Annotated in this window: 2 protein-coding genes; both read right to left on the bottom strand. The window is 61.6% G+C overall.

All coding sequences use genetic code 11. The annotated features are described in order from the left end of the window. The coding region (locus tag AC5ZFO_RS48045) for a hypothetical protein (protein WP_496124272.1) at nt 1-224 on the bottom strand (224 nt) is incomplete at its 3' end. Nucleotides 225-264: 40 nt separating this feature from the next. Continuing rightward, on the bottom strand, nt 265-1049 hold a 785-nt coding region (locus tag AC5ZFO_RS48040; RefSeq protein WP_496124271.1), incomplete at its 5' end, for an IS110 family RNA-guided transposase.

Raw genomic sequence — 1049 nt, 5'->3', positions numbered from 1 at the left:
GCCCGATTGCAACGGCCGGCTTGATCAGGATCGACGGTCACAACTGCAGACGTATATCCGGCTTCTTGATGCGGCTGGACAACGTCTCCGCCGCGAGCCTCGATGGTTTTCGCCCGCTTCCACCTCAACGGCCCCGAGACATCGGCGTAAGCCGTGCCGGTCCACACATCAGGTTCGGGAAGCGACGGGGTGACCGTTTCGCCATCTCCTGCCATTTGTTGCAATTGCCGGGTGAGACCTCCTTTCCTTGATTGCCGCTTCGCTTCAGGCCGCCTTCACCGACAGCGCCGGCTCATAAGCTGCGTCGCCTGTGAGCATAGCCCACACGATCCGCGCATTCTTGTTGGCAAGAGCCACGGCCGCGACATTGGGATGGCGCCGTTGCCGGATTTTGCCGAGCCAGAGGCTTCGCGGATCCTGCTTGCCAGCGGCCCGGCTTAAAGCGGCGCGAGCTCCGTGAATCATCAGCGTCCGCAGGTATCGATCGCCGCGTTTGCTGATGCCGAACAAGCGGGCCCGCCCTCCACTGGATCGCTGCTTCGGCACCAGGCCAAGCCAAGCCGCGAACTGGCGGCCGTTCTTGAAACAGCTTCTATCGCCCACGGCGGCGATCAAGGCTGTTGCCGTCACAGGTCCGACGCCTTCGATTTTGCCGAGCCGCTGGCACTGCTCATTCGTACGGTAGATTTCCCTTATCCGTCGGTCATAGGCTGCAATGCGGGTATCAAGCGCGGACAACTCCTCTTGCAATTCCCTCATGAGCGCTCGGAGCATCTCGCTGAGGCCGTCATTGATGTTCCCTACGATGACAGCGAGGCCGCGCCGCAGCTGCGCGATGTCACGGGCAATGACAATGCCATGCTCGGACAGAAGACCGCGAATCTGGTTGACGAGCCTGACCCGGTCGGCGACCAGGCGTCGGCGAATGCGGTGGACAGCCTGTACCGCCAGCTGATCGGTTGATTTCGGTGGCACAAAGCGCATGGACGGACGGCCGACCGCTTCGCAGATGGCTTCCGCATCGTTCTGGTCGTTCTTGTTTGACTTGA

This window comes from Bradyrhizobium sp. Unk1 (assembly GCF_059512345.1).
Note: the sequence above shows the minus strand (reverse complement) of the source record. Positions and strands in the feature narration are given on the sequence as shown.